The following is a 26274-nucleotide window of genomic DNA, read 5'->3' on the forward strand; positions in this document are numbered from 1 at the left end:
CGGCGGTTTCTCCGGCGCAACCGCAGTCGCAATACGGGCACTCAAGGTAATACGCGCCTTGGGAATTCGTGGCCTGGTGGGGCGGTTACAGCTAGCCGGGCGCGCGCGCCCGGCGGTTCATCGCCTGCCTGACCAACACCCATTCCTCGCGCCTGCTCCACTGTCGCAGCTGCAGCTCAAGATTGGCGTGATGCTGCACGTCTTCTATCCCGACCTGATCGACGAATTCGCGCAGTCGCTCCAGCATATGCCGGTGGGTTATGACCTGCTGGTATCGGTGATGGATGACACAGCCGCAGCTCAGGCGCGCGAGCGCTTTTCAAAGCTGCCGCAGGTCGAGAAGCTCGAGATACGCGTCGTGCCCAATCGCGGCCGTGACATCGCACCGCTCTTGGTGACGTTTCGCGAGCAGATCCTGGCATTGGATGTTGTCGGCCATCTGCATACGAAAAAATCGCTGTATACCGGCAGCGAACAAGGCGAGTGGCGTCGCTACCTGGTGTCATCCCTGATGGGGAGCCCGGAGCGTATCGCCTGGCAACTGGGGATGTTTCAGGCCGAGCCGCGGCTTGGCATGCTTTATCCCGAAAGTTACGAGCGGGTGCTGCTGTGGGCGCATACCTGGCTCAGCAATTTCAGCGTCTGTCGCACACTTGCCCAGCGACTTGGATTCGACATCAGCCCCTCGGAGTACATCGATTTTCCTGCCGGATCGATGTTCTGGGCGAAGGTGGATGCACTGCGGCCGTTGTACGCACTGAATCTGGAACTCAAGGACTTCCCCGAAGAGCACGGGCAGATCGACGGCACCCTGCACCACGCGGTGGAACGCTTGTTCGTCGCTGTGGTGCGCCATCAGCGGTATCGCATCGGCATCCTGCCGCAAGACGGGACGCTGTCGCTCAGCGACGAGGGTGGACGCAACTGGCAGGCGTCGCTCGAGACGCCGATCGCCACACGATTGACACTGTCGTCCCTGCAGGCCCGACTGGTGTCGCTGGATATCTTCGACACCTTGGTGGTGAGGCCGTTCCTGTTTCCGGCCGGTGCCCGCGCCTTTCTTGCCCACCTGATAGCACGCCAATTCGGGATCGGAAATTTTCTCGAACTGCGCGAACTTGCCGAGTCAAAAGCGCGCCATCAACGTGGCGCCGATGTCGATCTATCGAGCATCTACGCCACACTGGCTGGCCTGCCCAATGCGAAGGGACTTCCGATCGATGCCCTCCAGGCACTGGAAGTGACCCTGGAAGCCCAGCTGCTGCGACCACGCCGGGGCGTGATCGCAGCAGCGACGCAACTAAAACAACGTGGCATCCGCCTGGTTGCGCTTTCGGACATGTATCTGGATAGCGCTTTGCTGCAGCAGGTGCTGCCACCAGAAGTCAGCGCACTGCCGGCTGCCTGGTATGTGTCCTGCGAGACGGGCTGGCGCAAGGATGCCGACAATGTCTGGAAGGAGCTGCCGGCCCTCGAGAAAATCGATGCCTCCCAGTGGCTGCATGTCGGCGACAACGAACATGCAGATGTCCAGCGTCCACAGATGCACAAGCTGTTGACACCAGTGCATGTGCTTCGGCCATCCGCACTGCTGGAGGTGATTCCTGCATTGCGCCCGCTGAGAGCCGCTTCGGGGGCGGCAACCCGGTGGCAGGACCAGTTGTGGCTTGGCCTGCTGGCCAATCGGTTCGCCGATCTTGCCGACCGGCACCCGGACACGTTGATGCCCTCGCCGGTTCTTTCACCGGCCTGTCTTGGCTATGTGGTGATCGGCCCGCTGATCTTCGATTATCTCGCCTGGCTGATCCGCACGGCGACGCAACGCAATATCGAAACGATATTGTTCCTGAGCCGGGAAGGTCACCTGCTGGAGCAGGGGTTCCAGCTGGTGAGGAAAACATCCCCTGCACTGCAGCAGCTGCATGGCAAGTATCTGCTGGCATCGCGACGGGGGACCGGAACACCCTCACTGCATGCGCCGGATGATCTTGCACTGCTGCTGGACAGCACCTACACCGGAACACTGGGCAACCTGGTACAGGCGCGCTTGGGAGAGGCCGCAGCACATATTCTGGAACGTCGCCTGGGCCGCCCGGTCATGCAACGCGATGTCTACCTGCCGGAGATGCATGCCGAGCTGCTGGAACTGATTGCCCCGGCGATCAACGAACTGCTGACGCTTGCCGAAACTGAAAGGACGGCTTACCTGCATTACTGGAGAGCGATTGCAGGCGACGGCACCGCCATGGTGGCCGATATAGGTTATTCCGGCACCATCCAGGCCAACCTCACAAGATTGACCGGACAGCCGCTGGGTGGCGCTTATTTTGCATTGAACGGGCGCGCCACAAAGATTACTGCGCAGAGCTGGGCAGCCGCTCGCTATTTCGATGGCCGTACCGAGAGCGACCCGGAGCAGTCAGCGATCCTGCGCCACGATCTGCTCTTGGAAACACTGCTCACCGCTCCTTCGCCGCAATTTTCCTGCTTCACAGCCAGCAACGACGTTCCGACTGCGGTCTACGCCCATCCGGAACTGTCGACAGCGCAATGGGCGACGATCGCGCAGGTGCACGAAGGTGCGTTGGCATTCATTGCAGACGTCTGCCAGGTTGCGCAGGACCAAAGCTACCTGCTGGACTTCGACCGAACCTCGGTCCAGATCCCACTGCAATGCTTCGGTTTCGGACGCTGGCAGGCGCCGTGGCTGGCGGATCTGCAACTGGACGACCGTTTCACCGGACGCGGCGTGGTCCGGGCCGGATGACCTGACGGCCGTCCGGCCTTGCCTCACGATTGAGGCATCAGAATTGTCACACCGGTCTTCTGGCGCAATTCCTCCAGCGCCACTCCCTCGGCCGCCTCCACCAGCACCAACCCGCCATCGGTGACGTCGAATACCGCCAGGTCGGTGATGATGCGATCGACCACGCCGACACCGGTCAATGGCAGGTCGCATTCGGGCAGGATCTTGTGGCTGCCGTCCTTGGCGACGTGTTCCATCAGCACGACAACGCGCTTGACGCCAGCCACCAGGTCCATCGCGCCGCCCATGCCCTTGACCATCTTGCCGGGCACCATCCAGTTGGCTAGGTCGCCGCGCTCGGTGACCTGCATCGCACCGAGAATCGCCAGATCGATGTGCCCGCCGCGGATCATCGCAAACGAGTCGTGGCTGCCGAAATAACTGGCGCCGGCACGTGCGGTGACTGTCTGCTTGCCGGCATTGATCAGGTCCGCATCCACCTCGTCCTCGCTGGGAAACGGGCCAATGCCGAGCAGGCCGTTTTCCGATTGCAGCCATACGTCCACGCCATCGGGAATGTGGTTGGCCACCAGCGTCGGCAGGCCGATGCCCAGGTTGACGTAGGCACCATCGGTCAATTCGCGCGCCGCACGTGCGGCCATCTGGTCTCTGGTCCAGGCCATCAGTGCTGTCCTTCGCGCACGGTGCGCTGTTCGATGCGTTTTTCCGGGGTGGCGTTGAGCACCAGCCGGTCGACATAGATACCGGGCAGATGCACCTGGTCCGGATCGATCGCACCCACCTCCACGATCTCCTCGACCTCGGCGACGCAGACGCGACCGGCCATGGCGCAGGCCGGGTTGAAGTTGCGCGCGGTCTTGCGGAACACCAGATTGCCAGCCGTGTCCGCACGCCAGGCCTTGACCAGCGCGACGTCGGCCTGCAGCGCGGTTTCCATCACGTACTGCTTGCCGTCGAATTGCCGGGTTTCCTTGCCCTGGGCGACGATGGTGCCGTAACCGGTTGCGGTATAGAACGCGGGAATTCCCGCACCGCCCGCGCGCAGGCGCTCGGCCAGCGTGCCCTGCGGGTTGAACTCCAGCTCGAGTTCGCCGGCCAGGTACTGCCGCTCGAATTCCTTGTTCTCGCCCACGTAGGACGAAATCATCTTGCGGATCTGCCGGGTGGCCAATAATTGACCCAGCCCGAATCCGTCGACACCCGCATTGTTGGAGATCACGGTCAATCCGCTGACCCCGCTCGCGCGCACTGCCGCGATCAACGCTTCCGGGATTCCGCACAATCCGAAGCCGCCGACCGCCAGGGTCTGGCCATCGGCCAGCACCCCATCCAGCGCCGCCCCGGCGTCGGCATAGCGTTTGCCGCTTGCCGCACCACGTCCACCATTGCTCATCACCGCCCTCGCCTCGCTGATGTGAAGCGGCCATTCTAGCCGCTGACTGTTCCCTGTCCCCGATCGCAATTCCGCCACACCCAAGACACGGCACAGCCGCTAAACTCGGAATTCCCCCACCCCAGGAATTGCCCATGACGCTACCCGCCTTCAAGGCCTACGATATTCGCGGCCGCGTGCCGGATGAACTCAACGAGGACTTGGCGCGCCGCATCGGCGTGGCATTGGCGGCGCAGCTGGAGCAAGGGCCCGTGGTCTTGGGCCACGATGTGCGCCTGGCCAGTCCCGGCCTGCAGGAAGCGCTCTCCGCCGGCCTGCGCGCCAGCGGCCGCGAAGTGATCGACATCGGCCTGTGCGGCACCGAGGAGGTCTATTTCCAGACCGATTACCTCAAGGCGGCCGGCGGCGTGATGGTTACCGCCAGCCATAACCCGATGGACTACAACGGCATGAAGCTGGTCCGCGAGCAGGCGCGACCGATCAGCTCCGACACCGGCCTGTTCGCGATCCGCGACACCGTCGCTGCCGATACCGCCGCGCCGGGCGAGCCAACCGCAAGCGAGCAGAGCCGCACCGACAAGACCGCCTACCTTGAGCATCTGCTCAGCTACGTGGACCGCAGCACGCTCAAGCCGCTCAAGCTGGTGGTCAACGCCGGCAACGGTGGCGCAGGCCTGATCGTCGACCTGCTTGCACCGCAGCTGCCGTTCGAGTTCATCCGCGTCTTCCACGAACCCGATGGCAACTTTCCCAACGGCATCCCCAACCCGCTGCTGCCCGAAAACCGCGACGCCACCGCCAGGGCGGTCAAGGAACACGGCGCCGACTTCGGTATCGCCTGGGACGGCGACTTCGATCGCTGCTTCTTCTTCGACCACACCGGCCGCTTCATCGAAGGCTATTACCTGGTCGGCCTGCTGGCCCAGGCGATCCTGGCCAAGCAGCCGGGTGGCAAGGTCGTGCACGACCCGCGCCTGACCTGGAACACCGTCGAGATGGTCGAGGACGCCGGCGGCATCCCGGTGCTGTGCAAGAGCGGCCATGCCTTCATCAAGGAAAAGATGCGCAGCGAAAACGCCGTGTATGGCGGCGAGATGAGCGCGCACCACTATTTCCGCGAGTTCGCCTACGCCGACTCCGGCATGATCCCGTGGTTGTTGATCGCCGAGCTGGTGTCGCAGTCCGGTCGTTCGCTGGCGGATCTGGTCGAGGCGCGCATGCAGAAATTCCCCTGCAGCGGCGAGATCAACTTCAAGGTGGACGATGCCAAGGCGGCCGTTGCCCGCGTGATGGATCACTACGGCGATCAGTCGCCGGAACTGGACTACACCGATGGCATCAGTGCCGACTTCGGCCAATGGCGTTTCAACCTGCGCAGCTCCAACACCGAGCCGCTGCTGCGTCTAAACGTGGAAACGCGCGGCGATGCCGCACTGCTGGAAACGCGTACGCAGGAAATTTCCAACCTGCTGCGCGGCTGATTTAACATCTTCCCCCACTTTGACGCACTGGAGTTTCCCCCGCTCATGAGCGACGTCCTTCCGATCATCCTGTCCGGCGGTTCCGGCACGCGCCTGTGGCCGTTGTCGCGCGAATCCTATCCCAAGCAGTTCCTGCCGCTGGTCGGCGAGCACAGCATGCTGCAGGCCACCTGGCTGCGTTCCGCCCCGGTGGCGGCGCATGCCCCCATCGTGGTGGCCAACGAAGAACACCGCTTCATGGCCGCCGAGCAGTTGCAGCAGTTGGGCGTCAAGCCGTCTGCCATCCTGCTCGAGCCCAAGGGCCGTAACACCGCTCCGGCGATTGCTGTAGCCGCCCTGGAAGCCACCCGCAATGGCGACGATCCGCTGTTGCTGGTATTGCCGTCCGATCACGTGATTCGTGACGAGGCCGCCTTCCAGGCTGCCGTGACCGTCGCGGCAGCTGCCGCAGCGCAGGGCAAGCTGGTCACCTTCGGCATCAAGCCCACCGCGCCCGAAACCGGCTACGGCTACATCAAGGCCGGGGCCGGCACCGGCGCCACCGCGGTCGAACGCTTCGTCGAAAAGCCCGACCTGGCCACCGCGCAAGGCTATCTGGCCAGCGGCGAGTATTACTGGAACAGCGGCATGTTCCTGTTCCGCGCCTCGCGCTATCTGGAAGAACTGCGCAAGTTCCAGCCCGCCATCGCCGATGCGTGCCAGAAGGCGTGGGAAGGCGGCAAGCGCGACGCCGACTTCACCCGTCTGGACAAGGACGCGTTCGCCTCCAGCCCGTCGGATTCGATCGACTATGCGGTGATGGAAAAGACCGCCGATGCAGTGGTGGTGCCGCTGGATGCCGGCTGGAACGATGTCGGGTCGTGGTCGTCGCTGCTGGACGTCTCCGAACAGGACGGCCAGGGTAATGCGCACCACGGCGATGTCATCCAGCTGGACTGCAAGAACACCTATGCGTACGGCTCGCGCCTGATCGCCATGGTCGGCCTGGAAGACGTCGTCGTCGTCGAGACGCCGGACGCCGTGCTGGTCGGTCATCGTGATCGCATCCAGGAGGTCAAGGATGTGGTCGGCCAGATCAAGACGGCTGGCCGTTCAGAGGCCACCTGGCATCGCAAGGTCTATCGCCCGTGGGGCGCCTACGATTCGATCGACATGGGCCAGCGCCACCAGGTCAAGCGCATCACCGTCAAACCCGGTGCGGTGCTGAGCCTGCAGATGCATCACCATCGCGCCGAACACTGGATCGTGGTGAGCGGAACCGCCGAAGTCACCCGTGGCGACGAGGTGCTGCTGCTGACCGAAAACCAGAGTACCTACATCCCACTGGGCGTGACCCATCGCCTGCGCAATCCGGGCAAGTTGCCATTGGAGCTGATCGAAGTGCAGTCCGGCAGCTACCTGGGCGAAGACGACATCGTGCGTTTCGAAGATACCTACGGGCGCGCCTGATCGGTCGCTTGCAGGCCCTTCCGACGTATCAGCAAACAGCCGGGGATTCCCGGCTGTTTGTTTTTGCGGCTCGTATTGATCAGCGGACCTATCGCCACCGACCAGAGTTGCGGATTTACTCTCTGGCAGCGGCGATTTCGGCAATCACGCGCTGCAGGCCGAGCTGCCAGTACGGCAACACGATGTCGAACTCGCGCTGCAGTTTGTCGATCGACAGCCGCGAGTACGCCGGCCGCGTTGCGGGCGTCGGATAGTCGGCGGTCGTGATCGGCACCACGCGCGGTGCGCGCGACAACAGGCCTGCGCTGACAGCTTGCTGGAAGATCGCCTCGGCAAAGCCATGCCAGCTGGTCTGCCCTGCCGCCGTGAGGTGCCAGGTACCCGACGTGTCGGGGGTGCGTTGGCGCAGCAACTGCGCAGTGACATCGGCAATCAAGGCAGCAGGCGTTGGTGTACCGATTTGGTCGGCCACCACCCGCAGCTCATCGCGCTCGACACCCACACGCAACATGGTGCGCAGGAAATTCGCGCCGTGCGACGCGTACACCCATGCCGTGCGCAGAATCAGATGCTGCGCGCCCGAAGCACGGATGGCCTCCTCGCCAGCAAGCTTGGTCTCACCGTAGACGCCCAGTGGCGAGGTCGGCGCGTCTTCCGGGTACGGTGCGTTACCTCGACCGTCGAAGACATAGTCGGTCGAGTAGTGCACGAGCGGAACATTGCGGGATGCACACCATGCGGCAATGACGCCGGGCGAGATGGCATTTGCGCGCATGGCGCTATCTCGCTCATGTTCGGCGCGATCCACCGCCGTGTAGGCGGCCGCATTGACCACGCGCGACGGGCCGACCCGGTCCAACAAGACGGCCAACATTTCCGGCGCGTCGAAATCCGCCGTCTCGCACGCGCTTCCATCGGCCAACCGGCCGCTGCGCGTCGTTGCACATATTGCGTCATCGGCTGCCAGTGCGCGCAGCAGTTCCGTCCCGACCTGCCCATTGGCACCAAACAACACCGTGGTCACGGCATGTACACCGGCAGTCGATCGACTGGCACCTCATCAAGGAACGGCGCTTTGGCATCCTTGGCGGACAACACTGGATCGCTGATCGGCCAATCGATCCCGATCGCCGCATCGTTCCAACGCACGCCTGCATCTGCTTCCTTGACGTAAACGTCGGTGCACAGATAGCTGAATAATGCTTTTTCTGAAAGCACGGCAAAACCATGTGCAAAGCCTTCAGGTATCCAGACCTGGCGGCGGTTTTCTGCGCTCAGTAAAACGGCGGTCCAACGCCCGAAGTGGGGAGATCCGGCGCGGATATCCACCGCGACGTCATACACCTCGCCTTCGAGCACGCTCACCAGCTTGCCCTGTGGCCGGGGCCACTGGTAATGCAGACCGCGCAGCACGCCCCTGGCGGACGTGGAGACGTTGCTTTGTACAAAGCTTGTCGGCAGGCCATGCTGCCCGAAGCGCTCTGCATTCCATGTTTCGAAGAAATAACCGCGCGCATCGCCGAAGACCGCAGGCTCGATGACGACGCAGCCGGGCAACGTCGTTTCGATCACTTTCAATGGACGACCCCGCGCTTGGCCAATGCAGTCAGATATTTGCCGTAGTCATTCTTCAACAACGGCGCCGCCAGGCGCTCCAGCTGCTCCGCATCGATCCAGCCCTGACCAAATGCGATTTCTTCAGGGCAGCACACCTGCAGGCCCTGGCGCATCTGGATGGTCTCGATGAAATTGGCCGCTTCGTGCAATGACTGATGCGTCCCGGTATCCAGCCATGCATATCCGCGCCCCAGCGGCTCCAGGTGCAGATTGCCGGCATCGAGATAGCAGCGATTGAGATCGGTGATCTCCAGCTCGCCGCGCGGCGAGGGCTTCAATGCAGCGGCGTAGTCGCTGGCCTTGCCGTCATAGAAATACAAGCCGGTGACCGCGTAGTTGGAACGGGGCTTTTCCGGCTTTTCGGCAATGTCGATGACCTTGCCTTGCTGATCGAATTCGGCAACGCCGTAGCGTTCGGGATCGTTGACCCAGTACCCGAAGACGGTTGCACCCTGCTCACGCGCATCGGCGCGGCGCAAGGTATCGGTCAGACCATGCCCATGGAAGATATTGTCGCCCAACACCAGGCAACTCGGCTTGCCGTCGACGAACTCGCGGCCGATCAGATAGGCCTGCGCCAGACCATCGGGGCTGGGCTGCACGGCATACTGGATATTGACGCCCCACTGGGAGCCGTCGCCCAGCAGCGACTGGAACAGCGCCTGCTCGTGCGGCGTATTGATGATCAGGATGTCGCGGATACCCGCGAGCATCAGCACGCTCAGCGGGTAGTAGATCATCGGCTTGTCGTACACCGGCAACAGCTGCTTGCTGACGCCCTTGGTGATCGGATACAGGCGCGTGCCGGAGCCGCCCGCCAGAATAATGCCTTTACGTTGTGTCATCAGGGATGTCCTGTTGAGGCCCGCACATGCTTGTATGCGCGGGCTCTTGCCTAAGGGCTCGCGTTAGGCCGCGGCGCCGATCCGTTCCAGCCGATAGCTGCCATCCAGCACGCCCTGCACCCAGGCCTGGTTGGTCAGGTACCACTCCACCGTCTGCGCGATGCCCTGCTCGAAGGTATACGCCGGCTCCCAGCCCAGCTCGTTCTTCAACTTGGAGGCATCGATCGCGTAGCGACGGTCGTGTCCGGGGCGGTCGGTGACATGGGTGATCTGGCTCGCGCGCGGTTTGCCGTCCTCACGCGGGCGATGCTGATCCAGCAGCGCGCAGATCGCCTGCACGACCTCGATGTTCTGGCGCTCGGAGTTGCCGCCCACGTTGTAGGTCTCACCGACCTGGCCCTTGGCCAGCACGGTGCGGATCGCCTCGCAGTGGTCGCTGACGAACAACCAGTCGCGTACCTGCTTGCCATCGCCGTACACCGGCAACGCCTCGCCGGCCAGCGCCTTGGCGATCACCAGCGGAATGAGCTTTTCCGGGAAATGGTACGGGCCGTAGTTGTTCGAGCAATTGGTGGTCAGCACCGGCAGCCCGTAGGTGTGGTGGAACGCGCGCACCAGGTGATCCGAGGCCGCCTTGGACGCCGAGTACGGGGAATTGGGCGCATACGGCGTGGTCTCGGTGAACTTGCCGGTCTCGCCCAGCGTGCCATAGACCTCGTCGGTGGACACATGCAGGAACCGGAAGGCCTCGCGACGCGCATCCGGCAGCGCCTTCCAGTAGTCGCGTACGGCCTCGAGCAAGGCCAGGGTACCGACGACGTTGGTCTGGACGAACGCGCCGGGGCCTTCGATCGAGCGATCCACATGGCTTTCGGCAGCGAAGTTCAGCACTGCGTCCGGCTGATGTTCCTGCAGCAGACGGGTCACGAGCGCGCCGTCGCCGATGTCGCCCTTGACGAAGACATGGTCGGCATTGCCTTCCAGCGACGCCAGCGTGTTCAGGTTCCCCGCATAGGTGAGCGCGTCGAGATTGATCACGCGAATACCGCGCGCCACTGCCTCAAGAACAAAATTTCCGCCGATAAAACCGGCCCCGCCGGTCACTAGCCAAGTCGCCACTGTCTACCCCTCCTGGTCGCGCGCGCAGCGCTGCGTTCTCAAACCACACAGGATATACGGTCGGAGCAATCCCAGGCCCAAACGGCATGCGCAAGTGTTGCGCCGCAGCATCCATACGCCATCGCATGGTGCATGCCGCCCGGTTAGAATGGCCCCACTCCCGAGCCTGCCGCCGCGGCCGGGCCTTCCCGCAACAGCTGAAGGATCTCGTACACGATGAAAATCCTCGTCGCCTACAAGCGCGTGGTGGACTACAACGTCCGCATTCAGGTCAAGCCCGATGGTTCCGGTGTGGTCACCGACGGCGTCAAGCTCTCGCCCAACCCGTTCGACGAAATCGCCCTGGAAGAGGCGTTGCGCCTGCGCGACGCCGGCATCGCCACCGAGGTGGTGGTCGCCACCCTGGCCCCGGCCGATGCGGCCGCGCACCTGCGCAACGGGCTTGCGATGGGCGCCAACCGCGCCATCCACGTGGTCACCGACGCGGCGATCCAGCCGTTGACCGCCGCGCGCACCCTGCTCAAGCTGGTCGAGAAGGAACAGCCGGACCTGGTCATCCTGGGCAAGCAGGCGATCGACGACGACGCCAACCAGACCGGCCAGATGCTGGCCACCTTGTGGGGTCGCCCGCAGGCGACCTTCGCCGGCAAGCTGGTGGTCGCCGATGGCAAGGCCACGGTGACCCGCGAAGTCGATGCGGGCCTGGAGACGCTGGAAGTGGACCTGCCGGCAGTGGTCACCACCGATCTGCGCTTGAACGAGCCACGCTTCATCAAGCTGCCGGACATCATGAAGGCTAAGAGCAAGCCGCTGGAAACGCTGGCCTTTGCCGATCTCGGCGTCGATGCGCACGACAGCCTGGCCACCACCTACTACGCGCCGCCGTCCAAGCGCAGCCGCGGCGTGATGGTCAAGGACGCCGCCGAGTTGGTGGCCGCACTCAAGCAGAAGGGGTTGCTGTAATGGCCAAGGTTCTCATCGTTGCCGAACATCTCAACGGCCAGCTCAACGCGGCCACCGCCAAGACCCTCAGCGCCGCGCTCGCGGTGTCGGCCGAGTCCATCGACATCGTCGTGCTGGCGGCCGATCCGGCCGCGGTTGCGACCCAGGCCGCGCAGCTGGCGGGTGTTGCTCGCGTGCTGACAGTGGCAAACGCCGCCAACGAACATGCCATTGCGCAGGTGCTGGGGCCGCAGATCGCCCAGCTCGCCGGCCAGGGCTACACCCACGTGTTCGGCCCCTCGACCACGTTCGGCAAGGACCTGATGCCGGTCGTGGCCGCGCTGCTAGGCGTCAACCAGGTCTCCGACCTGATGGCGGTTGAAGATGCCTACACCTTCAAGCGCCCGATCTACGCCGGCAACGCGATCATCACGGTGAAAGCACCGGCCGACCAGGTCGTGGTCGCCACCGTGCGCAGCGCCTCCTGGCCGGAAGCGGCAGCCGGCGGCAGCGCGACGGTCGAAGCAGTCACGGTCAATGCCGCGCTGCCGACCCATACCCGCTTCGTCGGCCTGGCCGCAGGCAGCTCCGATCGTCCGGATCTGCAGAGCGCCAAGCGCGTGGTCTCCGGCGGCCGCGGCGTCGGCTCGGCAGAGAACTTCCAGCACATCTACAGCCTGGCCGACAAACTCGGCGCCGCTGTGGGCGCCTCGCGCGCCGCCGTGGACGCCGGCTACGTACCGAACGAGCTGCAGGTCGGCCAGACCGGCAAGATCATCGCCCCCGAGCTGTACGTGGCGATCGGCATCAGCGGGGCGATCCAGCATCTGACCGGCATCAAGGACGCCGGCACGATCGTGGCGATCAACAAGGACCCTGAATCGCCGATCTTCGAGATTGCCGATATCGGGTTGGTGGGAGATCTTTTCACTCTCCTGCCGGAACTTGAGACAGCGCTCGCATAGAGCGCTGTCCACCTCTTTCCTCGGCATCGTCCCCTAGAACGGTCGCTCTGGTTGTAAACTGTTCAACCCCCGCTCAGGCGAGATGGTCATGGATCGACATGTCGCATCGGCCTGCACCCACCATGCAGAGGATCCATCGCGCCCATGATTGTCGGTAGAGGACTGCTTGCATCCGCTTTTGATGCTCAAGCTATCGAAACACTGGAGGCTACATTATTCGCATCCGGAGTCTCAAATTCCAGTGAGATCGACCCCTCCGCCTATGCGCGCGAACAGCAACTGCTGGAGGAGCGGCTTGCGGCCGCCAGGGGCGCCTTCGTCTATTTCAGTACCTGCAGCATCGAAGACCCGGATCGCGGGAGCGGTCAATACGCCCGTCACAAAGTGCGGATGGAACAGTTGGTTGCCGATCGCGGCGGCCGCTATCTGATCCTGCGCCTGCCGCAAGTGGTGGGGCGCACGGGAAATCCGCACAACCTGATCAATTTCTTGACCGACCGTCTACGCAGCGGCGAGCCGATCCCGATGTGGTCCGGTGCCGTGAGGTGCCTGATAGACGTTGAGCACGTCGCCGCAATCACCATGCGCCTGTTGCAGGATGGAGCGCCCGAGCAACTGCGCGCCAGCCTGGCACCGCCGGAGGTCATCAGCATGCCGGCACTGGTGGACGTCATGGAATCGATCTTGGGCCTGCATGCGCGCCGCGAGATTGTCGACCGCACCGGGGGGACGCAGCCGGATGCCACACTCATGATGCAGGTCGCACCGACACTTGGCATCGACGTAAGCCCCGGGTACACGCGGCGCCTCCTGGAAAAATATCATCGCCATGACAATGCCAACTGAGACCTGCAAACTTTCGGTCGTTATCCCGGTCTACAAGAGTGCGTCGATCCTGCCGAAACTCGCAGACAAGCTGGGCCGGACACTGCCCACCATGTTCGGCGATTCCTTTGAAGTCATCCTGGTCAACGACTGCAGCCCGGATGACTCGCGCAAGGTGCTGTTTGACTTGGCGCGCGAGCGGCCTTGGTGGAAGGTGATCAACCTGCGCAAGAACGCAGGCCAGCACAACGCCATCATGGCCGGCCTGCGTGTGGCGCGCGGCCAGCAGATCATCACCATGGATGACGACCTGCAGCACAATCCCGACGACATTCCCGCGCTGCTTGCCGCTCTCGGCGATGGTTACGATGTCTGCTACGCAGGCTTCCATTCCAAGCAGCACGCACTGTGGAAGAAAGCCGGAAGCGCACTGAATGACCGGATGGCGGTGTATCTGCTTGGCAAGCCCCAAGGACTCTATCTGTCGCCGTTTCGTGCGATGGTCGCTGGAGTCCGGGAAGAACTGGTCAAGTTCACCGGCCCCAACGTGTATCTCGATGGTTTGATTCTTGCCACCACGACGAGAATCACCAGCATCAAGATCGACCATCACGCGCGTGCAGACGGACAGTCCGGTTACAGCCTCCGCAAGTCCATCTCGCTGTGGCTGAAGATGGCCACCAGCTTTTCGGTATTTCCCCTGAGACTTGCCTCGCTGATGGGGATTGCCGTCTCCATGCTCGGCTTCCTGCTTGCACTGGTCTTTGTCGTTCAACGGTTCACCGTCAACGCCATGCCGGTCGGCTGGGCCTCCATGATGGTTTGCGTGCTCATCACTGGCGGCGTCCAGTTACTTGCGATCGGCGTCATTGGCGAATACCTCGGCCGCGCCCTGCGGCACGTCAACGCCACGCCGCAAGCAGTGATTGAGTCGACCGCGAATATCCCATCACATAACGAACGGGCCACATGATGAAATTACTGCGCGTGGCGCTGGCGGATCCGCGCATCCGCCAGTTTGTCCTTTACGCGGTCTGCGGGGGCTCCGGCGTCTGCCTGGACCTGTGTGTGTACACCGGGCTGATCTGGCTGCACGTCAACTACCAACTCGCCAACGCGGCTGGTTATCTTGCCGGCACCTTGCTCAGTTTCGCACTGAATCGCCACTTCACGTTTCAGACCTACGATAAAACGATGCGGCGTCTCGGCCTCTTCGTTGCAACGGCGTTGGTGGGCTACCTCGTCTCCAGCGCATTGCTATGGGGCCTGGTTTCGGTCCTCGGCTGGAATCCGCTTTGGGCCAAGCTGGCCACGTTAGTGGTCGTGCTGATTCTGCAATTCTCTCTAAATCGCGCCATTACATTCCGATCCCCTGCGAGCATCTCAAGCAAATGAACCAATTCCATACTGTGATCATCGGCGGCGGCTTCGCCGGCCTATCTGTCGCCTACGAGCTCGCCAAGCAGGGTAAGCGCGTCCTGGTCGTCGAGCGTGACCATGAACTTGGCGGCCTGGCAGGCGGTTTCAAGGTTGGCGACCAGGTCCTCGAGAAGTTCTATCACCATTGGTTCAACAACGATGTCGAGATATTCAAGCTGATCGAAGAATTGGGAGCAAACGACAACATCGTGCTGCGCCCCACCCGGACCGGCATGTATTTTGCGGACCAGTTCTATCGCCTCAGCACTCCAATGGACCTGCTCCGGTTCGATGCCCTGCCGTTCATCGATCGCATCCGTCTTGGCATCGCAGTCCTGCGTGCCCGCTCGGTCAAGGACTGGAAGAAACTGGAGAATCTCAGTGCCAAGGAATGGCTGCTCGACCTGTGTGGCGAGAAAGCCTACAAGGTCGTATGGGATCCGCTGCTTGTCGGCAAGTTCGGCGATGTGGCCGACGATGTTTCCGCGGTCTGGTTCTGGAAAAAGCTTGTGTTGCGCGGCGGCAGCCGCAGCAACTCGGGCGACGAAGTGCTCGCCTATTATCGCGGCGGCTTCGCCGCGCTGGCTGAAAAACTCGGTGAAGCCATCGTTCGACTGGGTGGTGAAATTCGGCTTGGCACCAGCGCGACCTCAGTACTGACCGCGAATGGCGTTGCCACCGGCGTGCTGCTGGAAGACGGCGAAGTGCAGGCTGACAACGTCGTATTGTCGACCGCCTTCCCCATCTCTGCCAACCTGCTCCAGGGCAAGACCGACGACGCATTCCTGCAGTCGCTGCGGCGCATCCGTTATCTGGCGAATGTGTGCATGGTGCTTTCGCTGGACCGAAGCCTGTCTGAAACTTACTGGCTGAATGTCAACGATCCCGGATTCCCGTACGTCGGGGTGATCGAGCATACGAACTTCGAGCCGGCCAGCTCGTACGGTGGTCGCCATATCGTCTACCTGTCCAAGTACCTTCCGACCAGCCACCCGATGTACACGATGACCGACCAGGAGCTGGTCGACTTCTCGCTGCCGCATCTGCAGAAGATGTTTCCCGCGTTCGACCGTAGCTGGATTCAGGACGTCCATGTATGGCGCGCCGAATACGCCCAGCCGATCGCCGAGAAGCACTATTCGAGCCTGGTCCCGGGACGTAAGACCCCGCTGCCCAATGTCTACCTGACCAGCATGGCGCAGGTCTATCCGGAAGACCGCGGCACCAACTATGCCGTGCGCGAAGGCAGGAACCTGGCCAACGACATTCTGGCTTCGGACGGGCGTTAATGACTACCGAATACGTTGCACAGGGCACGGATGACTTGCGCCGGAACATGTCGGACAACCAGCGACGTATTCGCATCGCCTTGCTGTATCTGGTCGCTGGGCTGCTGATCGTCGCGGTACTGTATCCAGTCCTCTGTAGCTTTCCGAGGGACCGTACCGGCGACGGCTCGGAATACTACGCGATGGAAATGGCCATGGGCATCGAACATCGGCCCTACGTCCAGGAAGAGACATGGGCCGCTTACGAGCGGCTGAGACTGTCGGGCCAGATCCGGGGAATGCAGCCGGTTGCCGATCTCAAGAACATGTACCGGCCGTTGACCGTCAACGGCGGTACTGATTTCAATCACTTCTGGTTTTACCCTGCAGCAGCAGCCGCGGTCGGGGAAGCAGGCGAAGTCATTGGCCTCAGCACCGAGTCGCATGCGCACTACATGCTGCTGCACGCCATCTTGATTGCGGGCCTGTTCCTGTTGTGCCACCACCTGCACGGCCGGCGGGGAATCCTTGCGGCTGCAGCGATCCTGCTTGCGTCACCAGTGCTGTGGTACGTGAACAAGGTGCACACCGAGCTGTTCACAGTGGTGCTCAGTACAGCGGCGCTGGCCTGCGCCTTGCAGCGGCGCTGGGCGTATACAGGCCTGCTGCTTGCGATTGTGACGAGTCAGAACATCAGTTTTGCGGTGCCTGCTTGCCTGGCCTGCGTCCTCGCGCTGGTCATCCACGCAAGGTCGCGAGCTTCCGGCATGTCGTCGCTGGAAGTCCTGGCACTTGCATTGGCCCCGGTGTTTGCCCTGTTGCACCCGTTTTATTACTTTTCGCGCTTCGGCAGCATCACCCCGCAGTTGATCAACGGAGGCGCGCAGGTCTCTGATCTGCACGTCCTGTCGTCGTTGCGCTACCTGTTCGACCCCGATATCGGGCTACTGCCCAGCTGGCCGCTGGGGCCGGTGATCCTTGCAGTTGCCTTGTACGGCCTGATCAAGCGACGCTACGCGCGCCCGGCACCGACCCTGCTCGTCTACGTGGTCGTCTATGCGCTGGCGGCCATGCTTGCGCAGGCGGCGACCACCAACATCAACTCCGGCGGCACATTCGGACCGGCACGATACGGCCTGTGGTACATCTGCCTTTTCTATCCGCTGATCGCCGCGCTGCAACCGATGGGGCCGACTCGCTGGAGTCGCTGGCTTGGCACTGGAACGTGGGTCATCGTTGCGCTTACCGCCGTCTTGAGCGCGCGTACGGCCTGGCCGGCGAAGGTCGAGTCCTACCTGACCCCCAGCCGCGCCGCCCAGCTCATCTATGGCTACGTGCCGTGGCTCTGGAGTCCGACGGAAGAGGTCTTCTTTGAGCGCAATGCTGCCACCGAGGGTCCCCCGTCGAGCCTTCCTGCCCTGGTGGTAGGTCCGAGATGTCGCAAGGCGCTCTACATTCCAGGACAGGAAGGCGCGCCCATTACCGTGTATCCCGCGGGAGCGTGCGCGCTGGCCCCGGACAGCGCTGCGGAACTCGTCGCCAAGAAGTTCGATCGCAGGCCGGATACTGCCCGCTACTTCGTGGTAGACCGACAGGATCTGCCCAAGGCACCGATCCTGCCCGCGGCGCAGTCCCTCACCCCCGGACACATTCGCCCATATCTGGGCGCGGGTTGGTCGGCAGACGAGCCATCCGGTACATGGTCGATCGGCGATGAGTCCGAACTCAAATTCAGTGTGCAGCAATCCATTCCCGAGGGAGCACCGTTGGTGTTGCACGTGTCTGGACTATGGGCGCCGAAGAGGACCTCAATGAAGGTAAGCGCACGTGTCAACGACGGGCAGTGGCAGGTGCAGAAATTGACCGCATCGACGCCTCAACCGCAACCGCTGAGGATCAGCCTGCCCCAACTGCAGACGGGGCAAGAAGTCCGTATTCAGATGCGTTATGACGAACCTGCATCGCCGTCGCAACTGGGCATGTCCCTGGATGACCGGGTACTGGGCATTTATCTGATGTCACTGGAACTGGGAACCCGTCCCTGAGAAGAGCAGCCGCATGTCTTGACACGTAAAGTGCAAGACATGCGGCCTGGCAGACACGCTTGCGTCCTGCCAGAGTGATTCGGCCGTCAAGCGGTCTGCATCGCCGGATAAAGAGCTCTCTGCCGCAGCCGTCGTTGGGCGCGAGCAATCATGCGATGGGAATGCCACGATCCACCGGCCGGGTGGACGCCGGGCCGATTGAATCGGGCTGGAGATGGCGATCATGCGGATCCATGGGGCGCCGTTGCAGCGCCCCTCCCATGACACCAATCAGGCGGCGAGTGGCTCGTCCTGGGATGGCGCGGTCAACATCCATTCCAGCGTTTCCCGCAATGGGGGACATGACCAATCACTGGTCATCTGCCGCAGCAACGTATTGTCCCCGCAAAGCATCTTCACTTCGTTGGATCGAACGAATGCAGGATTCACCGAGACATCGAGTGTGTGACCGGTGATCTGGGCACAGAGGTCTATGACTTCCCTCAACGAGAACGCGATGCCGGAACATACGTTGACGGTGCGGTCCACCGCCGCCTCGGACTGAAGCAGCCCACGGTACGCGCAGGCAACAGCCCTGACATCGCCGAAGTCACGGGCCACGTCCAGATTCCCGAGCTCCATCCGTGCGGCCCGCCTTGCGAAATGGGACACGATCTTGGGGATCAAGAAATTTTCTGACTGGCCACGCCCTGTGTAATTGAATGGGCGAACCACCGTGCAGGGAAGGCGCCCTTGCCACAATCGGACGACATGCTCCATACCGAGTTTGCTGACCGCATAGTCGTTGGCCGGCGCAGGAGTGACCGATTCGTCTAGTCGACCTGCCGAGGAATTACCGTAGACATTGGCGCTGCTTGCGATCAGGACACGCTCAGGGGCAATCGCAGCGTTGTCGATCGCCTGCAAAAGGTGCCTGGTACCGACCAAATTCACCTGGTAGAAATCATCTGCATTGCCGTGCGCCACAAATGCGAGTGCCGCCAGGTGAATGACGATATCCGGGCGACTTTCCTTGAGTACGTTGCGCAAGCCATCTGCATCACGCAGATCGGCCTGGAGATATCGGTCAGCCGGCCTCAGCCCAGCAGCCCAGGAGGGTACCGAATGCTCCGCCCCTCCAAGACCGATGACCTCGCAGCCCTGTGCTTTGAGTTCGTCCGTCACATAGCGCCCGGTAAAACCGGACGCTCCTGTAATCAGGATCCGCTTGCTGCCGAGATCAGAATGAAGCACCACGCTCGTTCCTCCGCAGATCAGCGTCCACCATCATCTGGCACAACGATTCCAGCGTAGTTTCTGGACGCCATCCGAGCAGACGCTCGGCCTTCTCAGGATTGCCGATCAGCAGATCAACCTCGGCCGGACGGTGAAATTTCGGGTTGATCCGCACAACCACTTTCCCGGTTGCGGTATCCACCGCCGTTTCATCCAGGTCGCTGCCGCGGAATTCGACATGGATCCCGGCGCCCTTGAAGGCCATTGCGACGAAGTCGCGTACCGTCTCGGTCCGGTTGGTCGCAAGCACGAACGTATCGGGCTCATCAGCCTGCAACATCCGCCACATGCCTTCCACATACTCGCGTGCGAAACCCCAGTCGCGCTTGGCGTCCAGGTTTCCAAGTTCAAGGCAGTCCAACATTCCAAGCTTGATCTTTGCGACAGAGTCGGTGATTTTCCGCGTTACAAACTCGCGTCCACGCAATGGACTTTCGTGATTGAACAAGATGCCACTCGAACCGAAAATGCCGTAGCTCTCACGATAGTTGACGGTCATCCAGTGTGCGTAGAGCTTGGCAACGCCATAAGGGCTGCGCGGATAAAACGGCGTGCTCTCGATCTGCGGGACTGCCTGCACCTTGCCGAACATCTCGGAGGTGGACGCCTGGTAGAAGCGGATGTCCTTGTTCACCTGGCGGATCGCTTCCAGCAAGTGGACAGGACCGATGCCGGTGATCTGGGCCGTGGTGGTTGGCTGGTCGAAGGACACACCGACGAAACTCTGAGCAGCCAGGTTGTAGACCTCGGTGGCTCCGGCGCTCTCAAGCATGCGGATGCTTGAGCCCAGATCCGTCAGATCGTATTCGATCAGATTGAGGTTCGGATGCGCTGCAATTCCCAGCTCCTCGATGCGCCAGAAGTTGACCGAGCTCGTGCGCCGGTACGTACCGAACACGCGGTAGCCTTTGTCCAACAACAGCTGGGCCAAATAAGCACCATCTTGGCCGGAGATTCCGGTAATCAACGCAGTTTTCATTAATAGTCTCTTGATTTACGTATTGGATTTGAATCAAGCCTGAGCGAAGCCGGCCCTGTTCCAGTGATCGTTTGGATTCAGCGCGTGGCCAAGGGCTTTCCGCCTGCGCCACAAACGGCCTGCTTGCCTTGATCCTGGCACGCTGTAATCGGGCCGTAGTCAATGGGCTCGATCATGAAGTCGCTATACCACGCTACCGATTCCTGCACCAGGCCGAACCGCATGACCTTGCCAAGCACGGCCTGTGTGGGCACCTCAACGGTCACCTCGGCGGTACTGCCCGCGGCGATCCCACCGGTTGGAAGCGATGCGCGCACAAAATCCTGCTGAAGCACGGCACCGTCACGGTCCGCCAGGGAAATGGCAAGGTTTACCGGCAGCTTCCCCGTCGAACTGATCATGACCTTGCCAAGATTGGTGACCGACACGACGGTCCTGAGCAAGGCCCCATTCTGAACGATAACCGGATCCGACGCGATGGCATAGCGGGCCCCTGCTTGGTCCTGCGTCAATGCGCCGCTCATCTCGGGCGCTTCGGCCACTGTCTTCTGCTGTTGTACCGCACCCTGCGCTGGCTGCTTAGCGTCCGGCGACCTGGAGCAGCCGACCAAGGCGATGACCGCCATCAATGCGACTACGATGCCCGACTGGGCGCGCAATTTGGATATTACGTTCATGGGTGAAGACCTGTGATGGATGGACATACGCCGCTGATTATTGAGTGGCTTCCACGAGCACGCGAAGCCGGGCCGGCAAAAATCCACGACTTTTGAACCAGCAAACTGATTCCTGGACCAGATCCAGCTCCAGGTAATACTCACCTGGAACTTCCGGAGCACGGACCGTGATTTCATGAATTCCGGACGACAGCGGGGTCACCACGTCATGCAGGAAATGGCGAGGCTGTTCGGCCAGTTCCTCTGTCGTATCCGCAGAGAACCAGAAATGTCCGAGGTAGATACCGAAGGGCTTCAGCGAATAGCCAAAAGGACTGAGCCATGGATAGTCGCTGTGATTGATCAGCTCCACTTTCAGGGAGATCAGGCTCGTGGGCTCCACGACCGACGGTGATTCCAGCACGACGGCCTGGCCCTGAAAAGCCGCCTCGGGCAAGGGCTCGTCATACGGGTAGCCAACCGATGCTCCTACGATACGGGCATCAGGATCCAGCTCTTGCTCTTCCAGTGCGCTGATGGCTTTCCCAACCCAGTGATCTCCCCGCAATGTGCTCAGCACGTCGATCCGATGCAGTTCGTCAGCAAGCGGGGAGTGTAGATCGAATTTCAAACTTGCCACTGCTTCGGCAACGGTATCCCTGAAATCGGAAAATACGCGGTGTTTCCGCAAGACACGCGCATATTGCTCAGCCGCCACGAATGGGTCGAATGCCGCTCGGCGGGCGGCATCGGCGCATCCGTCCGCCCAGGCTGCATAGGACCTCTGGTCCAGGATCAGCTGCCGCAGCAGGTCTGCCAGCGCTCCCGAACACCCGGCATCCGGCGCAAGCTTCTTTACCGATACAGGTAGCTCGGCGTACCAACCGTGATCCGATACGATGGTCGGAAGGCCCGCCTGTAGCGCTTTGGACACGACTGCGGAGGTCTCGCCCATCGTCGGTTGTCGCAGGGCGATCATCAAATCCGCTCGCTCGAAGACGCTGCGGAATTGGTCATTGTCAACGTGTCCATGATTGATCAGCCGCACATTGCGGAGGCCTGACAAGGCTTCCAGCTCCACGCTGACAGCAACCTCCAGCTCCCCCGCGATTTCCAGCGTGACCGGTTCCGTCAGATCTGCGTCGATGGCGACCAGGGCCTGCACCACCCAGTCGAAACGTCGGTTGGCATGCCCGCCGCCCAGGAGCGCGATGGTACGCAACTGGTCACGTACGCGGTGCGGTGCGACCACAGGATACAGCTGCGGCACCACGGTGACGGGAAGCCATGGAAAGTCCGCAGCGACGCGATCAGCCGCATAGCGGGAATGCACCACGACCTCGATGGCGAGCTTGGTGGCCACCTGATGAAGAGGAAACTGCACCACATCCTCGCGATTCCACACGGGAGCGCCGCAGCGAAGCGCCAAACTAGCGGCGCTGATCTCGTTCGCCGAATGCCACTTCTCCAGCAGGCTGAGGTAATCGCCGTTCAGCAGGCGAGCTTCGTCGTTCAAGACACCCGCAGCCATATGATGCAGCACAAGATCGTGCAGATGGACGACGCCCGGCCTGGCCGCCATCAGCGGCAGCATCCAGCCATGGAACGCGGGATGGTTTCCCATCTGGTAGACGACCGCATCCACATCCCGGAGGGTGTCGATCACGGTTGTTGCCCCCTCGCGTTCGAGGCGGCCCCGGGTAATCACATCAACGTCCAGGCCTTGCTTCCGCAGCATCTCCACCAGGCCCGCCGAATACTCCGCAATGCCCGAGCGCTCCGGGGGCTGTGGCCCAACCATCGCGATGCGATACGGGGCACTCAAAGCCGGCTCTCCACCAAATTGCTTATCACGCGGTCCCACGTAATGGAGGTGCTCATGCGTTGACCTTCCTCGGCGAGGGCACGGAGCTGCGCCGGCTGCTTCGAGTAGCAATCGACCAGGCTCTCCGCAATGGCCTCCGGCGTGGGACGCGTCACCCAACCACTACCGGTGGACTGAACGATTCGGCCAACTTCACCACTATCATCCACCGTAATGACCGGCTTGTATGCGGCGAAACTTTCCAGCGTTGCAAAACCGTAATCCTCGTCCACTGGTGAGTAAAAGACTGCGCGGCAGTTGGCAATCAACTCCAATAGCTTCGCGTCGTCGACAAAGCCCGCCAGCTCGACACGATCCTCCAGCCCCAACTCACGTACCAGAGGCGCCAGCGAATGTGCGTACTCGCCGGCCCCCGTGCCCGCAATCACCACCTTGGCATGGGGAACGTGCTGGGCGGCGCGGATCAGCAGATCCGGACGCTTCATCGACTCCAGTCGGCCAATGCACAGCACGTAATCCCCGTAGTCGCCGGATTTGATGAAGGGCGCCAGCTTAGACGGTGGATAAAGGACTTCGGATCCCAGGCCGCTGTACTGCTGCAGCCTGTCCGTGACCGTCTGGGAGATCGTGTAGCGAGGTTCGATTTCTGACAGCAACTCCTTGTCAGACGCACGCAAGGCATCACGAATCGCAGATTCCCTGGCGGTCAGGTGCGGTTGGTCGAAGCGCGTGCGCCCCAGGTCGTAAAGCACTCTGTGCTGATGGACGAGCCAAAGCGCCTTGTTGTCATGCGACGCCGCATAGGTCGGATACTTGGTACAGATGCACAGGTCGATCTTTTGACCATTACTGTCATTCAGATTGAGCAACCTCCATGCCAACAGGGAGGACATGATCTCTGTTTCCGGGTACCACCTGTAAGGCAGCTGCACCAGTTCTGCAACGACATTGCGCGACTTGCCCCACAGATTAATCTGCCTGACCAGCTCCTCGTTGAGAAGCTCGGCGCCGCCCCTAACAAACGGCACTTGCGCGCCAAGCACAATAACTCTCTTCAAGTAAATTCCCCTTCAATGATGTCCCTGCCCACACAACTGCGTTGCCCGATCTTACTTGCGCATCCTTCTGATGCGAGCACCTAACTGATCCAGCGCGACCAGCCGCTTGTCGATGGCTACGCCAGCCGGGGTATCCAGGGTGTGCTCCGAAACAGCCGTACCCGCTCCCTCTGTCCGCTGAATCAACGGGACAGCGGGAGGAGCGCCGCGCTTGTTCACTTTCACACTGAACCACCTCAACGGCGCGGTGACGCGCCATGAGCGGCTGGCATGAAACTCTGCAAGCTGCCTCTCCAGCATCTGGACGGCAATTTCCAGTTCACGCACGCGATGACGTGCCGCTTCTATGGTTTCGAGACGTTGCGACAAGTCCGCCTGCAAATCTCTCAGTCTGCGCCCATCGTCGACTTTGGACGCCTCGGACGTCTTGACGCTTTCCAGCAGCGAGGCAATCCTGGCCTGCAATTGGGCATTGGTGGTTTCGTGCTGCTCGTTGAGCTGTTCCAGTTCCACCATCCTCACCTGCATTGCATCGCGTTCTTCAACGAGTCGGCTGACATCGGCGGCCAGCAGTTCCGACAGTTCGCGAACCCGCTGGCGCTCGACCAGCTCCAACTCCAGTTCCGCGACGCGTGCAGCCAGCGTCGCGTTGTTTGCCGTCTGCTCGGCCAGGCGATCGGCTAGAACGCCATCATTTTCCTCAACTGCAGAAGCGCGTTTTTCCAGCTCTCTTGCCCAGTTGTTCAGTTGAACGCTAGCCCTTTCAAGATCGCGATAACGGGCATCGGCCGTCTCCACGTCAAGCTGGAGGGATGCAATCTTTTCCTGGCTCTGCTGGACACCTTCCTGCATCCGCTCCAGCAACGACGCACGCCCGGCAAGTTCGACCCTGTCATGCTCGTTCTGGGTATAAAGCGCGCCCAGGCGCGTGTTGTAGCTGAGCAATGCCTGCTGCATGTGCAGATACAGAGAGGTCCACTCAGGCGCACGGTCCGGACCTGCCTCACCACGCGCAATGCACTGCTGCAGTTCGGCGAAGGTCCAGCGAGTCTGCTCCTGGCCGAAGGCCTGGATAAAGGCATTCCGATAGCGGGGCGGCAGAACCATGAAGTCAAGCGCGGGCTCCCGACCTGGATTGGACGGAACGATCTGCCGCTGCAATATTTCCTTTACGGTAATCAGGAACGACAGCAGCAAATCACCGAGCCAGGAGCAATCGGTGGCATCGCTGGAAATCGCACCATAATCGATGAGGAGCGTGCGCCCATCCCGGGCCATCAAGACGTTCCAGCAACGGACATCATTATGGTAAAGACCGGCGCGCTCGAGTATCACCAATTGCTCAAGCAGATCAGCGATCACTCGGTCGGCGTCATACGGAGAGCCGTCATCGATCAGCTCAGAAAGCAGACGTCCTTCCGCCATCTCCCTGACCAGAAACAGATCAGACGCATCGTCCAGCGCTGCGATCAACCGGGGTGCCGGGTAGGACGCCGGTGGATTGCTGAGGAATTCCACCTCATTATCGAATTCCTGCCGATTGATCTCGGATCGCCCGCCGATCCCCATCGTCATTTTCTTGACGAAAACCTGTTCGCCGAAATAATAGCGCCTGCTGTATTGATGGGTGCCGCGCCCGTAGGCGTGCGCCTCGCCCGACCAGGAACTGAATCGGCCGACACTCTCTCCCACGTACCACAGTCGGCTACTGGCGAAGTACAGAGGCCTGGAAACGGCGGACAGATGGGTCGCCTGCCGCGCCAACAGCCTGGTGAACGCATAATCGCTCAACAACTCTGCAGGGTCATGCGGGAGCGACTGCGCCCAGTAAAGTGGCTCTTCCCGCAATGCCAATTCAAAGATTGCTGCCTCAGTCACTTCGGAAAGCTTTCGGCACAGCGCCGCAACACGCGCAATTCCCTGAGAATGCACAAGGTGGTGGAAAACGCTCAGACCCAGCACGAGATCGTACTGATCCGGATCAAGCCGCGAGATGACATCCTCCACCGTGCCGTGCTCGAACGATACGGCAAACACCGGATGCTCCCGAGACAGCGCCTGACACACGTTGACGTTGAGATCGAGAAAATCCACACCGTGCACCTGGTGCCCGTCGGCCGCAAGACTCAGAGAAAAGAACCCCTGCGCACAGCCGAGATCCAGCACTCGCAACCGCCGCCCCAGCGCTGCCTGCAGCTGCCGTGCACAGTCGCGGATCAGCACCAGCCTGTCCTCGCAACCGCGAGAGCTGCCGTCCGAGAGTTCCGGGTGGCCAAAAATGGGCTGATACTTCTCCGGCAAGGCTGCCACCAGCGCGTCAATATTCATCGGTTCGGTCATGACTCT

The 26274-nt window shown here is 61.7% G+C and carries 22 protein-coding genes; 10 read left to right on the forward strand and 12 right to left on the reverse strand.

The window, feature by feature from the left end:
• Positions 1–31 precede the first annotated feature (31 nt).
• A complete protein-coding gene (locus KHN93_RS17575) occupies positions 32–2767 on the forward strand; it encodes a rhamnan synthesis F family protein (protein WP_212579674.1) in 2736 nt (911 codons plus the stop codon).
• 23 nt (positions 2768–2790) lie between these two features.
• Here KHN93_RS17575 and KHN93_RS17580 read toward each other — a convergent pair whose 3' ends face one another.
• Positions 2791–3429, reverse strand: coding sequence for a CoA transferase subunit B (locus KHN93_RS17580; RefSeq protein WP_104560068.1), 639 nt, complete (start codon positions 3427–3429; stop codon positions 2791–2793).
• Complete coding sequence (locus KHN93_RS17585) at positions 3429–4160, reverse strand: CoA transferase subunit A (protein WP_024938343.1); 732 nt, start codon at positions 4158–4160, stop codon at positions 3429–3431. Before KHN93_RS17585 ends, KHN93_RS17580 begins: the two co-directional genes overlap by 1 nt.
• A gap of 134 nt (positions 4161–4294) precedes the next feature.
• On the opposite strand from KHN93_RS17585, the gene KHN93_RS17590 reads away from it, so the two are divergent.
• Together KHN93_RS17590 and KHN93_RS17595 are read left to right on the forward strand one after the other, a co-directional pair.
• Positions 4295–5641 carry a phosphohexomutase domain-containing protein gene (locus tag KHN93_RS17590; RefSeq protein ID WP_024938344.1) on the forward strand — a complete coding sequence of 449 codons (1347 nt, stop codon included), beginning with the start codon at positions 4295–4297 and terminating at the stop codon, positions 5639–5641.
• A 45-nt stretch (positions 5642–5686) separates the two neighbouring features.
• Positions 5687–7090, forward strand: a complete 1404-nt coding sequence (locus tag KHN93_RS17595; RefSeq protein WP_024938345.1) for a mannose-1-phosphate guanylyltransferase/mannose-6-phosphate isomerase — start codon at positions 5687–5689, stop codon at positions 7088–7090.
• A 115-nt stretch (positions 7091–7205) separates the two neighbouring features.
• On the opposite strand, the gene rfbD is transcribed toward KHN93_RS17595, so the two are convergent.
• From rfbD to rfbB, 4 genes are all read right to left on the reverse strand, one after another.
• Positions 7206–8114: a dTDP-4-dehydrorhamnose reductase gene (rfbD, locus tag KHN93_RS17600; protein ID WP_211920929.1), complete on the reverse strand. Its 909-nt coding sequence runs from the start codon at positions 8112–8114 to the stop codon at positions 7206–7208.
• Positions 8111–8668 carry a dTDP-4-dehydrorhamnose 3,5-epimerase gene (gene rfbC / locus KHN93_RS17605; RefSeq protein ID WP_104560070.1) on the reverse strand — a complete coding sequence of 186 codons (558 nt, stop codon included), beginning with the start codon at positions 8666–8668 and terminating at the stop codon, positions 8111–8113. The genes rfbD and rfbC overlap by 4 nt, the downstream gene beginning before the upstream one ends.
• Positions 8665–9552, reverse strand: a complete 888-nt coding sequence (gene rfbA / locus KHN93_RS17610; RefSeq protein WP_104536329.1) for a glucose-1-phosphate thymidylyltransferase RfbA — start codon at positions 9550–9552, stop codon at positions 8665–8667. Before rfbA ends, rfbC begins: the two co-directional genes overlap by 4 nt.
• A gap of 63 nt (positions 9553–9615) precedes the next feature.
• Entirely contained in the window at positions 9616–10671 is a 1056-nt protein-coding gene (gene rfbB / locus KHN93_RS17615) for a dTDP-glucose 4,6-dehydratase (RefSeq protein ID WP_104560071.1), read from the reverse strand.
• A gap of 216 nt (positions 10672–10887) precedes the next feature.
• On the opposite strand from rfbB, the gene KHN93_RS17620 reads away from it, so the two are divergent.
• The 7 genes from KHN93_RS17620 to KHN93_RS17650 all read left to right on the forward strand — a co-directional run bounded on the left by KHN93_RS17620 (position 10888) and on the right by KHN93_RS17650 (position 18135).
• Positions 10888–11634, forward strand: coding sequence for an electron transfer flavoprotein subunit beta/FixA family protein (locus KHN93_RS17620; RefSeq protein ID WP_104560072.1), 747 nt, complete (start codon positions 10888–10890; stop codon positions 11632–11634).
• Positions 11634–12578 (forward strand): electron transfer flavoprotein subunit alpha/FixB family protein, encoded by a 945-nt coding sequence (locus tag KHN93_RS17625; RefSeq protein ID WP_104560073.1) that lies wholly within the window; start codon positions 11634–11636, stop codon positions 12576–12578. Before KHN93_RS17620 ends, KHN93_RS17625 begins: the two co-directional genes overlap by 1 nt.
• Positions 12579–12722: 144 nt before the next feature.
• The gene (locus tag KHN93_RS17630) at positions 12723–13424 is read left to right on the forward strand and encodes an NAD-dependent epimerase/dehydratase family protein (RefSeq protein WP_024938352.1); all 702 of its coding nucleotides are present in this window, start codon (positions 12723–12725) and stop codon (positions 13422–13424) included.
• Positions 13408–14376 carry a glycosyltransferase family 2 protein gene (locus KHN93_RS17635; RefSeq protein WP_228960050.1) on the forward strand — a complete coding sequence of 323 codons (969 nt, stop codon included), beginning with the start codon at positions 13408–13410 and terminating at the stop codon, positions 14374–14376. The genes KHN93_RS17630 and KHN93_RS17635 overlap by 17 nt, the downstream gene beginning before the upstream one ends.
• Positions 14373–14798, forward strand: a complete 426-nt coding sequence (locus KHN93_RS17640) for a GtrA family protein (protein ID WP_223214397.1) — start codon at positions 14373–14375, stop codon at positions 14796–14798. The genes KHN93_RS17635 and KHN93_RS17640 overlap by 4 nt, the downstream gene beginning before the upstream one ends.
• The gene (locus tag KHN93_RS17645; protein ID WP_024938355.1) at positions 14795–16111 is read left to right on the forward strand and encodes an NAD(P)/FAD-dependent oxidoreductase; all 1317 of its coding nucleotides are present in this window, start codon (positions 14795–14797) and stop codon (positions 16109–16111) included. The genes KHN93_RS17640 and KHN93_RS17645 overlap by 4 nt, the downstream gene beginning before the upstream one ends.
• The gene (locus KHN93_RS17650; RefSeq protein WP_211920931.1) at positions 16111–18135 is read left to right on the forward strand and encodes a hypothetical protein; all 2025 of its coding nucleotides are present in this window, start codon (positions 16111–16113) and stop codon (positions 18133–18135) included. Before KHN93_RS17645 ends, KHN93_RS17650 begins: the two co-directional genes overlap by 1 nt.
• Before the next feature lie 270 nt (positions 18136–18405).
• Here the strand turns inward: KHN93_RS17650 and KHN93_RS17655 are convergent, their stop codons facing one another.
• The 6 genes from KHN93_RS17655 to KHN93_RS17680 all read right to left on the reverse strand — a co-directional run bounded on the left by KHN93_RS17655 (position 18406) and on the right by KHN93_RS17680 (position 26268).
• Complete coding sequence (locus KHN93_RS17655; protein ID WP_104560075.1) at positions 18406–19371, reverse strand: GDP-mannose 4,6-dehydratase; 966 nt, start codon at positions 19369–19371, stop codon at positions 18406–18408.
• Complete coding sequence (gmd, locus tag KHN93_RS17660; protein WP_024938358.1) at positions 19355–20389, reverse strand: GDP-mannose 4,6-dehydratase; 1035 nt, start codon at positions 20387–20389, stop codon at positions 19355–19357. The genes KHN93_RS17655 and gmd overlap by 17 nt, the downstream gene beginning before the upstream one ends.
• A gap of 77 nt (positions 20390–20466) precedes the next feature.
• Entirely contained in the window at positions 20467–21066 is a 600-nt protein-coding gene (locus KHN93_RS17665; RefSeq protein ID WP_244812140.1) for a glycosyltransferase, read from the reverse strand.
• A 37-nt stretch (positions 21067–21103) separates the two neighbouring features.
• The gene (locus tag KHN93_RS17670) at positions 21104–22846 is read right to left on the reverse strand and encodes a glycosyltransferase (protein WP_104560076.1); all 1743 of its coding nucleotides are present in this window, start codon (positions 22844–22846) and stop codon (positions 21104–21106) included.
• Positions 22847–22866: 20 nt separating this feature from the next.
• A complete protein-coding gene (locus tag KHN93_RS17675; protein WP_104560077.1) occupies positions 22867–23928 on the reverse strand; it encodes a glycosyltransferase family 4 protein in 1062 nt (353 codons plus the stop codon).
• A 51-nt stretch (positions 23929–23979) separates the two neighbouring features.
• Positions 23980–26268, reverse strand: a complete 2289-nt coding sequence (locus KHN93_RS17680; RefSeq protein ID WP_104560078.1) for a methyltransferase domain-containing protein — start codon at positions 26266–26268, stop codon at positions 23980–23982.
• Positions 26269–26274 lie beyond the last annotated feature (6 nt).

Origin of the sequence: Xanthomonas arboricola pv. juglandis (genome assembly GCF_905367715.1) — a bacterium.
GTDB lineage: Bacteria > Pseudomonadota > Gammaproteobacteria > Xanthomonadales > Xanthomonadaceae > Xanthomonas > Xanthomonas arboricola.

Excerpts from the sequence above, each read along its gene's own strand:
- KHN93_RS17580 (WP_104560068.1), bottom strand. The coding sequence starts at position 3,429 with ATGGCCTGGACCAGAGACCAGATGGCCGCACGTGCGGCGCGCGAATTG.
- KHN93_RS17585 (WP_024938343.1), bottom strand. The coding sequence starts at position 4,160 with ATGAGCAATGGTGGACGTGGTGCGGCAAGCGGCAAACGCTATGCCGAC.
- KHN93_RS17590 (WP_024938344.1), top strand. The coding sequence starts at position 4,295 with ATGACGCTACCCGCCTTCAAGGCCTACGATATTCGCGGCCGCGTGCCG.
- KHN93_RS17595 (WP_024938345.1), top strand. The coding sequence starts at position 5,687 with ATGAGCGACGTCCTTCCGATCATCCTGTCCGGCGGTTCCGGCACGCGC.
- rfbA (WP_104536329.1), bottom strand. The coding sequence starts at position 9,552 with ATGACACAACGTAAAGGCATTATTCTGGCGGGCGGCTCCGGCACGCGC.
- KHN93_RS17620 (WP_104560072.1), top strand. The coding sequence starts at position 10,888 with ATGAAAATCCTCGTCGCCTACAAGCGCGTGGTGGACTACAACGTCCGC.
- KHN93_RS17625 (WP_104560073.1), top strand. The coding sequence starts at position 11,634 with ATGGCCAAGGTTCTCATCGTTGCCGAACATCTCAACGGCCAGCTCAAC.
- KHN93_RS17630 (WP_024938352.1), top strand. The coding sequence starts at position 12,723 with ATGATTGTCGGTAGAGGACTGCTTGCATCCGCTTTTGATGCTCAAGCT.
- KHN93_RS17635 (WP_228960050.1), top strand. The coding sequence starts at position 13,408 with ATGACAATGCCAACTGAGACCTGCAAACTTTCGGTCGTTATCCCGGTC.
- KHN93_RS17640 (WP_223214397.1), top strand. The coding sequence starts at position 14,373 with ATGATGAAATTACTGCGCGTGGCGCTGGCGGATCCGCGCATCCGCCAG.
- KHN93_RS17645 (WP_024938355.1), top strand. The coding sequence starts at position 14,795 with ATGAACCAATTCCATACTGTGATCATCGGCGGCGGCTTCGCCGGCCTA.
- KHN93_RS17650 (WP_211920931.1), top strand. The coding sequence starts at position 16,111 with ATGACTACCGAATACGTTGCACAGGGCACGGATGACTTGCGCCGGAAC.
- gmd (WP_024938358.1), bottom strand. The coding sequence starts at position 20,389 with ATGAAAACTGCGTTGATTACCGGAATCTCCGGCCAAGATGGTGCTTAT.
- KHN93_RS17665 (WP_244812140.1), bottom strand. The coding sequence starts at position 21,066 with ATGAACGTAATATCCAAATTGCGCGCCCAGTCGGGCATCGTAGTCGCA.
- KHN93_RS17670 (WP_104560076.1), bottom strand. The coding sequence starts at position 22,846 with ATGGTTGGGCCACAGCCCCCGGAGCGCTCGGGCATTGCGGAGTATTCG.
- KHN93_RS17680 (WP_104560078.1), bottom strand. The coding sequence starts at position 26,268 with ATGACCGAACCGATGAATATTGACGCGCTGGTGGCAGCCTTGCCGGAG.